Source organism: Bacillus sp. Cr_A10, assembly GCF_029222665.1.
Classification (GTDB): domain Bacteria; phylum Bacillota; class Bacilli; order Bacillales_A; family Planococcaceae; genus Psychrobacillus.
Genome location: NZ_JARHXR010000030.1, coordinates 40,298 through 49,783 on the forward strand (window position 1 = coordinate 40,298; position 9,486 = coordinate 49,783).

Consider the following 9,486-nt stretch of genomic DNA (forward strand, 5'->3'; position numbering starts at 1 on the left):
TGAGGAAGCTTGAAGTATTATATGAAGGATTATTATTGCATAAATATTATATTAGAATTTATCGATGAATATATGATAAAGTAATAAACTGGATTGTTTTTATGTTCATCGTTCGATAAGATTATCGTAAATAGAGGAAGGACGGTGTTTCGATTGAGACCTGATTATGATTTAGCAGTAGAGTGTTGTATTCTTGCAGGTCGATTAATGATGGAAAGTGGAGCGGAAACTTACCGTGCAGAAGATACAATGGATCGCATGGCTCAGTCGCAACATTTAACCGAATCGCAAAGCTTTGTGACGCCAACAGGCATTCTTTTCAGCGGAAACAGAGCTATTCCAACTCGATTAGCAAGAATTAGTAATAGAACAACAGATTTAGAAAAAATTGCACTCGTTAATGCTGTCTCCAGAAATTTAGCCAATAAAGTAATTACTTTGGATGAAGCGTATTTAGAATTAAAAAAAATAGAGGAAGAACATAAAAAGTATCCCTTTTGGATACAAATAATCGCAGCGTCCATAGCATCGGGGGCTTTTCTCTTGCTCTTCGGTGCAAATCCTACTGATATACCCTTAGCCATGTTAGCAGGAGGAATAGGATACACAGTATCTGAAACGCTACAGGTAAAAACAAAGGTTAAGTTTTTTGCAGAATTATTAGCTGCATTAATAATTAGCGTAATAGCTATTGCTTCAGTTGAATATGGTCTTGGAAGGGATATAGATAAAATTATTATAGGTTCTGTAATGCCGCTTGTTCCTGGACTGCTCATTACAAATGCTATTCGTGATTTAATGGCAGGACATTTTATGTCTGGATTATCAAAAGGAGCGGAAGCATTTCTTACTGCATTTGCAATAGGAGCAGGAGTTGCAATTGTATTGTCATTCTAAGGAGGAAGGCCATGTCTTATTTATTGCAGGGAATACTAAGCTTTATTGCAGCAACAGCATTTGGAATAGTTTTTAATGCTCCCAAAAATTCACTTTTTTATTGTGGCTTAGTTGGAATGACAGGATGGCTAATTTACTCGTATATAAATGAATTAAGTAATGATCCAGTCAAATCCTCTTTTGCTGGTGCCTTTACAATAGCTTTTGTCGCACATCTAATGGCCAAACACTTTAAAATGCCAATGATTATTTTTAGTGTTGCAGGAATCATCCCATTAGTTCCAGGGGGAGTTGCGTATAACGCAATGCGACATATTGTGGAGCAGGATTACGCAGTTGCTATTGAGTATGCATCACATGCTTTAATGATTTCAGGAGCGATTGCAGTAGGTTTAGTATTTGCAGAGATAATTACAAAGCTGCTATTAAAAACGAAAAAACAACCAAAATTAAAACCGTGAAAAACTTATATGTTTTTCACGGTTTTTGCTTCTTTGTATAACAAATTTTCCACTTCTTTAGTAGAAATAGGACGACTTATATAATACCCTTGTAAAGCATCACAGCCTATTTGTTCTAATTGGCTATATTGTTCTGCTGATTCTACTCCTTCTGCGACTACTCGTAGACTCAAGGAGTGTCCAAATTGAATTAGTCCTTGCACAAGCTGTTGGAGCTTTTCTTGTTTAAGAAGTGAACCGATAAATGATTTATCGATTTTCAGTTGGCTGATTGGCAGAAGTTGCAAGTATCGCAGGGATGCATAGCCAGTTCCGAAATCATCCAGTACGAATGTCACACCATCTTGCTGGAGCGTTTGCATTTGTTGGATAATAGATTTTTCTGCTTCTGCTTCTAATGCAAATTTCTCAGTAAATTCTATTTGTAATGCTTCAGGTGGGCAATCATACTTCTCCAACACTTTTCGAATGGTTTTCACCATATTTTTGTCTCGGAATTCTCTTATAGAAGAATTGAAGCTAACCTTTATTGGAAATCCTTTATTGTGCCAAATCGCTGCTTGTTCGCAACATTTTTCAAGCATAAAGGTACCAATTTCATTTATTAGACCAGTTTCTTCAGCAATTGGAATAAGTTCCTCAGGAGAAATTACTCCAAGTACTTCATCTTCCCATCGAACAAGAGCTTCAACAGCGGTTATTTTTCCTGACTCTAAATCTTTTTGTGGGAGGTACATTACATGCAAATCTCGATGATTTAATGCTTCTAGAAGACGTTTCTCAATTTGTATTGTTCGACTTAGTTTATTATGTTCAGATTGAGAAAGACTGGCTATCATTCCACCGCCTTCTTGCTTAACTTTTTGGATTGTTGTATTGGAAGCTTTTATTAAATGTAAGTAAGAATGCTGGGCTTCTGGGTATTTTGTAATTACCCCACTTATTGTAATTGGAATGACTTTATTATTTAAATAAATAGGGTTTTGTCTAAGATAATTCGTAAATCCTTGGATATACCAATCACTTAAAGGTGTAATCAGTGCAAATTCATCTCTTCCGACACGAGCGATCGTAGTGTCTTCAAAATATACTTTTAATCTTTTGGCAAACTCAATTAATAGTTTGGATTCGGTTTGATCATTGAAAATTTCTCTTAATGTATAAAATTGATCAATTGTAATAAAAACAAATGAAAAATGTCTCTTCTCTTCTATATATTCTGTTACAATATCCTCTAAGCGGTGTCTACTCATAAGTCCAGTTTCTGTATCTACATATGCAATTTTCTCTAAACGAGACTGGAATAATTTTTTTTCAGTAATTTCTTCTTCCAATAATAAATAGTAGAGTGTATTATTTTGGGTATCTCTTACTGGGATAGCAAGCAATTCAACCCAATAATTAATTCCATCTTTTGTTATTTTTTCGATGGTGCCTTGGAAACTCTCTCCTTTTCGGAGTAATTTCATAATGTTAGTGGCAACCATTTGATGTTCGGAAGTGTCAGGAAACATTTGCCAAAATGATTTTCCTAAAATACGTTTTGGCGTCCAATTACTTTTCTTTAAAAATTGAGAATTTGCATTAGTAATTAAACCTTCTTTGTCTAAGTAAACAACCATATAGGAATCGGATAAGCTTTTTTTAATTGCTTGTAATTCTAAAAAAGAAGCTTCTTCGGATTTAGGTAAATGATCAAGATCTATTAAAAATATAACAAACGAATGATGGTCTATAGTAAAGGATTTTGCCACAATAGAAGCAATAGAATTTTCACCGTTTTCATGATATAGCAGAATAGAATCAAAGCGGACAGGATCTTCATGGTGTGAATAAGTATCATACATATCAGAAAAAGATTCTTTTACACTACTGTCAAGTAAAGGTGGGTTTTCTACCTTTACATCATCATGACTAAAACCAAAATGTCTTTCAGCTTCTCTGCTCCACCAAATTATGTTACCTTCTTTATCCGTAAGAAAGGCTGGGTAAGGTATATTATTGAAAATAGAGCTGCTTGAATCTAATGTTGCTTCAATCGAATACATCTTTTCAACCCCTTTCATAGTAATCTATTTTGTTTATTTATAATTATATAGAATATAGGTAAATTAGTCATTACTCTAGAACAAAATAATCATATTGTAAAAAATAATAGTTAAATAGTCCTTTCAAAATATTTGGTACATAAAACAACAACGTTAAAAATGAGGTGAGAAGAAAGTGAATCGCTGGAAAGGTATACTATTAATAGTTAGTGGTTCTATGCTTTGGGGAGCAACAGGTCCGATGATGGAGTGGGTATTCAACAATAGTAAGTTGTCTGTTCCTTTTTTCCTAACTATAAGATTAACTGTAGCAGGTTTTTTTCTTCTACTATTTATGCGATTGAGTGGTAAACAAATTTTTGCCATTTGGAAAGAGCCTAGCTGGTGGAGGCAATTAATTATCTTCGGTATTTTTGGAATGCTAGGTGTCCAGTACACGTTCGTAGCAGCAATTGATGCTAGTAATGCATCTATAGCAACATTGCTGCAATTTTTAGGACCTATTTATATTATTCTATTTGTTTCTTGGAAAAGTAAAATGTTCCCACCAAAATATCAGGTAGTCGGTATAATCGGCACACTCATTGGACTTTTCTATTTGTTGACCAATGCTGAAGTGAACAATTTATTAATAAGTACCGAAGCTTTACTTTGGGGGTTAAGTGTAGGTCTTACTTTTGCGTTTTATACGGTGTATCCAGCAAGGCTCATGAAGGAATGGGGAGTACTGATTGTTGTCGGATGGGGAATGTTAATCGGGGGTGTATTGCTAGGGACAATCACTCAATTATGGCGTTCAGATGAATGGGTTTTTCTAGCGGAATCTCCATTCAATTGGATGATTGTTTTTATTATCTTAATCGGTACAGTTGCATTTGTTCTATTTCTATCCAGTATGAAATACATAACTGCAGTAGAAACAAGTATTCTTTCTAGCTTAGAGCCTTTGACAGCCATGATTATTTCTGTAATATGGTTTGGACAAATACTGGGAGCGTGGCAATACTTTGGAGTAGTAGTGATGCTTGTTTTTGTTACATGGCTCTCGGTTGCAGGAGAAATTAAGTGGAAAAAGAAAGTAACGGAAGGGATTGAAAGTTAAACATTTCTACTAACCTACCGGTCAATTATTAAAATAATGAGAATAATCTGAGATGACTTGAATTTTAAGTCATCTTTTTCTATCTGTTCTTGATTGATTATGGCATAATAGGTCATACCGATAATTAATTCGTGTAACGAAGAATCTAGGGGTGTATGAAACATGAAGACAGTTTTATCTTATTTATCTCCATATAAGTGGCTTGTAGCTACTGCTTTGTTCTTTATGCTGACTGAACTATCCGTAGAGCTAATTCAACCATTATTAATAGCAACTATTATTGATGATGGAATATTAGCAAGAGATCAAGAAACAATCATTTTTTGGGGAAGCATTATGCTTGCTCTGTCTTTCATTGCATTTTTGGCAGGGATTATTAATACATACATCGCTTCTCATGCAGTGCAAAGCTATGGATATGACATCCGGCAAGCGCTATTTAAAAAGATTCAATCGTTTACGATGGCAACCTTTTTAAAATTTCCTACTTCCAGTTTAATTACACGATTAACAACAGATGTGACCATTACGCAAAACTTAATCTTTATGGGACTTCGCATCATGTTAAGAGCTCCCTTACTTGTTATTGGAAGTATTATTATGTCCTTTGTAGTTCATCCTTATTTAGCGCTATATTTAGTGATTGGTGCTCCTTTTCTAGTCGTGTTCTTATATTGGATGAGTAGAAGGGGATTAAAGCTTTTTGGAAAAGTGCAAAGAAGTGTAGACCGTGTGACTAGTAAAATCCAAGAGAATTTGCAGGCAGTACGTTTAATAAAGGCATATTTACGTGGTAATTTCGAAGCCACTCGATTTGCCAAAGTAGCAGATAGTCTCAAAATAGATAATATAACTGCCTTTCGCATAATGGAGTTAATCTTACCAGTCCTTCTGTTTGTGATGAATGTAAGTTTAATGGCAGTTCTATGGTTTGGTGCAAAGGAAATACAAGTTGGAAATGCCCAGATGGGTGAAGTGGTTGCGATCGTGAACTATGCAACGCGTATGACTGGTGCTTTTTCAATGTTTGCTTTTATCATCATTTTCTTCTCGCGTGCTAAGGCATCGTCCGAGCGTATGGAAGAAGTGTTATTAGTGAAGGAAGGAATAGAAGAAATTGAGACAGATACTCCTGATTCTCTCCCTGGAATAGGGGAAATTGAATTTAATCATGTATCATTTCACTATCCTACAACAGATGTTCCCGTTTTAAAGGATGTATCTTTTACTGTCAGACCTGGCTCAAAACTAGCAATTATGGGGGCAACCGGTTCTGGAAAGTCAACTCTGTTAAATTTAATTCCCCGCTTTTTTGATGTGTCAAAAGGAGAAATTTTGATTAATGGAGTAGATGTAAAGGAATGGCCATTAAAGGAGCTTCGCCAGGTAATAGGGCTTGTCCCACAGCAATCGATTTTATTTACCGGGAGTATTGAAGAAAATTTAGGTTGGGGAGACTCTACAGCAACGGAGGAGTTATTAAGAGAGGCGGCAAAGCAAGCACAAATTCATCATTCGATTGAGCAATTCCCCGATCAATATGATACGAGAGTTGGTCAAAAGGGAGTGAATCTTTCTGGGGGTCAAAAGCAAAGACTTTCGATTGCACGTGCTTTAGTTCGAAAACCAGAAATTCTATTGTTAGATGATAGCACAAGTGCATTAGACGTATCGACAGAAAATGCTTTATGGGAAGCATTAGAGGATGAAAAAGCCACTATGCTAGTGATTACTCAAAAAATTAGGACTGCTAAAGGTGCAGACCAAATACTATTACTAGAAGAAGGAAAAGTTTCAGCATATGGTTCCCATGATGAGTTGATGGAGAGCTCATCTCTATATAGAGAAATTGCAGAATCACAGCAGGAGGGAGACAATTATGTTGAACTTCATTCGTAAGCCTTTTGGTTATGAACCTATAGTAACTAAGGAAGATTTGAAGAAAAGCAATAAGAAGAAAGTGGAGAAAGCATCCGACTGGAAAGGTGTACTCTCACGTATATGGAAATTGGTTGATGAACAGCGATTCTTATTAATAATCGTGCTTATATTGGTAGTTGCAAGCTCCGCTTTAGCATTACTAGGACCTTATTTGATTGGTGTCATAATAGATGAATACTTAACTAAAAGTAATTTTGCAGGTCTCGCAAAGATAATTGGAATTCTTGTCATTGTATATGTTTTTTTATCGATCACGATGTACTTGCAAAGTTATTGGATGATTGGAATCTCTCAACAAACGATTTATCGAATGCGAACTGGTCTATTTAATAAGCTACAAAAATTACCGGTATCATTTTTTGACAGAAGACAGCATGGCGAGCTAATGAGCCGAATGACAAATGATATTGAAAATGTGAGCCAAACGTTGAATTCTTCCTTCATCCAGGTGTTCTCAAGTATATTAACACTAGTAGGCACTGCCGCTGTCATGCTTTTATTAAGCCCTTTACTTACAGTAATCACGTTAACAATTGTTCCATTTATGTATTTTGCAATGAGATGGATTACGAGACGAACATCTAAATTGTTTAAAGAGCAGCAGCAAGCGGTCGGCGAATTAAATGGAATGATTGAAGAGACTATTTCTGGTCAACGAATCGTCAAGGCATTCTCACAAGAAAGTCGTATGCTAGAAGAATTTTCAGTGAAAAGCGATCGATTGAAAAGAACTGGATTTTGGGCACTTACATACTCGGGTTTTATTCCAAAAGTGATGAACCTATTAAATAATGTAAGCTTTACACTTGTAGCCGCAGCGGGTGGTGTCTTAGCATATTATAATTATGTGACGATTGGTGAAATTGTTATCTTTACGGAGTATGCTCGTCAATTTACTCGTCCTTTAAATGATTTAGCCAATCAATTTAATACGGTTCTTTCCGCTATTGCTGGGGCAGAACGTGTTTTTACGATTATGGATGAACCGGAAGAATTAGATGCTGCTGTTGATAATAAGGACTATAAACTAATAGGAAATGTCACTTTCGAGGATGTAACGTTTCGATACAACCAAGAGGAAGAAAAACCAACTATTCAGCATGTGTCTTTCCATGTAGAAGCAGGGAAAACTGCTGCCTTAGTTGGTGCAACTGGTGCTGGTAAAACTACTATAATGCAGCTTCTAGCACGTTTTTATGAAGTGAATGATGGGCGGATATTGATTGATGGGATTCCTATGAATCAATTACCTAGACATACATTACGTAGCCAAACAGCATTTGTATTACAGGATCCTTTCCTTTTTGAGATGTCGGTAAAAGAAAATATTCGGTACGGCAAATTAAATGCAACAGATGAAGAAGTAATAAATGCAGCAAAAGAAGCTAATGCACATGACTTTGTTATGAAGCTGCCAAATGGATATGATACGATATTAACGGCCGATGGTGGAGAGATTAGCCAGGGACAAAAACAACTATTATCGATCGCACGAGCATTAGTAGCGGATCCGGCCTTACTTTTATTAGACGAAGCAACTTCTAGTATTGACACAGTCACGGAACTAAAGATCCAAGAAGCGCTCGAGCGGTTAATGGAAGGTAGAACGAGCTTTGTTATTGCCCATCGATTAAATACAGTTAGAAAAGCTGACCTTGTATTCGTAATGGAAGGTGGAGAGCTAGTAGAAGCTGGAGGTCAAGAAGATCTATTAAAACAAAAAGGTCGCTATTACAATATGTTGACCAATGCAAAAATTTAAGGAGGAAATATGCATATTTCTTTTATGACTGTTTCAATACCATTAGATGTTGATACGATGCTAGAAATAAAAGCATTGATACAAGAAGCATCTATGGAAGATAAAGAAAACTATACTTCTTTGTTAAGTATAGATGAACTGACGGATTATCATTTAAAAGGTTTTTGCGTGTTAGCATACGACGACGAATCTGGTAGGTTAATTGGGTTAGCAACTGCTATAGATCGCATCGCTACATCGGATTTCGAGTGGAGTGCACTAGTTTTACCGAGCATCCGTCGTAAAGGAATTGGGAATCAACTTGTAAAGGAACTGATAAGAAACTTAGAGCTTAGAGGAGCAGAGACCGATTTAGCAATAATTCCTGAAACTGCAGAAGCAGGTCAACTTTTGCTAACGAAGCTTGGGTACACCCATGACTTTTCGGAGAGAACGATGGGAGCAAATGCAGAAATAACTTCCGTTTCAAATGATATTAAAATTCTTCCCTACAGGGAAGAAGAATCCGCAGTAATAGAAGTGTTAGTAAGTGCTTTTGGAGACACCGAAGAGGAAGCTAGAGAACTAATTGCATTTAATACAGTCACGCCAAATCGTCAACTCATCATAGCATTAATGGATAATGACGTTGTAGGTACTGTTTCTTTAGTAGATGATGCTGATAAGTTATGGGTAACCGGACTAGCTGTTCATGAAAGAGCACGAGGTCTAGGGGTAGCAACTGCATTATTAAACTGGTCCAAAAACGAAGCATATCTCTTAGGAAAAACATTCGTATATTTAGACGTAGAAACAGATAATGAAACTGCATTATCTATCTATACGAAAGCAGGATTTCAAACAATCCAACATACACATTTTTATAGAAAAGAATGACCCAATAGGGTCATTTTTTTTTGGCGTTCCAGGCGGACGCGTTCCGCCGGCATGGCTTCAGCCGCTTCCCTTGCTCCTGCGCAAAGCTCGTCGCAAAAAACAATGCTCCTGCGCAAAGCTCGTCGCAAAAAACAATGCTCCTGCGCAAAGCTCGTCGCAAAAATTAATTTCGCTACGCTCAGTCCAGGGTCTTTTCGCTCATGCACCTGCCGCTTCGCTTTCGGTGCAGAAAACATTTGCTATTCCGGCTGGAGTCGCCGCCTTACACTACAATTTCTATTACCCCCTTTTTCAATTAGAAAACGATCATGCCATTAAAAGAGCATGTTTTTATCATGTGAATTTTTTCAATTAGTATTTATAGAAAATCGTTGAAAAAGGCGTCACTCCTGCGGGAAT

The 9,486-nt window shown here is 36.5% G+C and carries 7 protein-coding genes; 6 read left to right on the plus strand and 1 reads right to left on the minus strand.

Translation table 11 applies throughout. From position 1 onward, the window contains the following. Nucleotides 1-144 precede the first annotated feature (144 nt). Together P2Q73_RS20270 and P2Q73_RS20275 are read left to right on the plus strand one after the other, a co-directional pair. The gene (locus tag P2Q73_RS20270; protein WP_256363912.1) at nucleotides 145-897 is read left to right on the plus strand and encodes a threonine/serine exporter family protein; all 753 of its coding nucleotides are present in this window, start codon (nucleotides 145-147) and stop codon (nucleotides 895-897) included. Between the two features lie 11 nt (nucleotides 898-908). Beyond that, on the plus strand, nucleotides 909-1,358 hold the full coding sequence (locus P2Q73_RS20275) for a threonine/serine exporter family protein (RefSeq protein ID WP_056828214.1): 450 nt from the start codon (nucleotides 909-911) through the stop codon (nucleotides 1,356-1,358). 5 nt (nucleotides 1,359-1,363) lie between these two features. Here P2Q73_RS20275 and P2Q73_RS20280 read toward each other — a convergent pair whose 3' ends face one another. Beyond that, on the minus strand, nucleotides 1,364-3,406 hold the full coding sequence (locus P2Q73_RS20280; RefSeq protein ID WP_275790514.1) for a bifunctional diguanylate cyclase/phosphodiesterase: 2,043 nt from the start codon (nucleotides 3,404-3,406) through the stop codon (nucleotides 1,364-1,366). A 175-nt stretch (nucleotides 3,407-3,581) separates the two neighbouring features. On the opposite strand from P2Q73_RS20280, the gene P2Q73_RS20285 reads away from it, so the two are divergent. The 4 genes from P2Q73_RS20285 (at nucleotide 3,582) to P2Q73_RS20300 (ending at nucleotide 9,087) form a co-directional block, all read left to right on the plus strand. Then, the gene (locus P2Q73_RS20285; RefSeq protein WP_275790517.1) at nucleotides 3,582-4,508 is read left to right on the plus strand and encodes a DMT family transporter; all 927 of its coding nucleotides are present in this window, start codon (nucleotides 3,582-3,584) and stop codon (nucleotides 4,506-4,508) included. Between the two features lie 162 nt (nucleotides 4,509-4,670). After that, the gene (locus P2Q73_RS20290; protein WP_275790520.1) at nucleotides 4,671-6,407 is read left to right on the plus strand and encodes an ABC transporter ATP-binding protein; all 1,737 of its coding nucleotides are present in this window, start codon (nucleotides 4,671-4,673) and stop codon (nucleotides 6,405-6,407) included. Continuing rightward, a complete protein-coding gene (locus P2Q73_RS20295; protein ID WP_275790522.1) occupies nucleotides 6,388-8,211 on the plus strand; it encodes an ABC transporter ATP-binding protein in 1,824 nt (607 codons plus the stop codon). The genes P2Q73_RS20290 and P2Q73_RS20295 overlap by 20 nt, the downstream gene beginning before the upstream one ends. A gap of 9 nt (nucleotides 8,212-8,220) precedes the next feature. After that, a complete protein-coding gene (locus P2Q73_RS20300; protein WP_275790525.1) occupies nucleotides 8,221-9,087 on the plus strand; it encodes a GNAT family N-acetyltransferase in 867 nt (288 codons plus the stop codon). The last annotated feature ends 399 nt before the right edge of the window (nucleotides 9,088-9,486 follow it).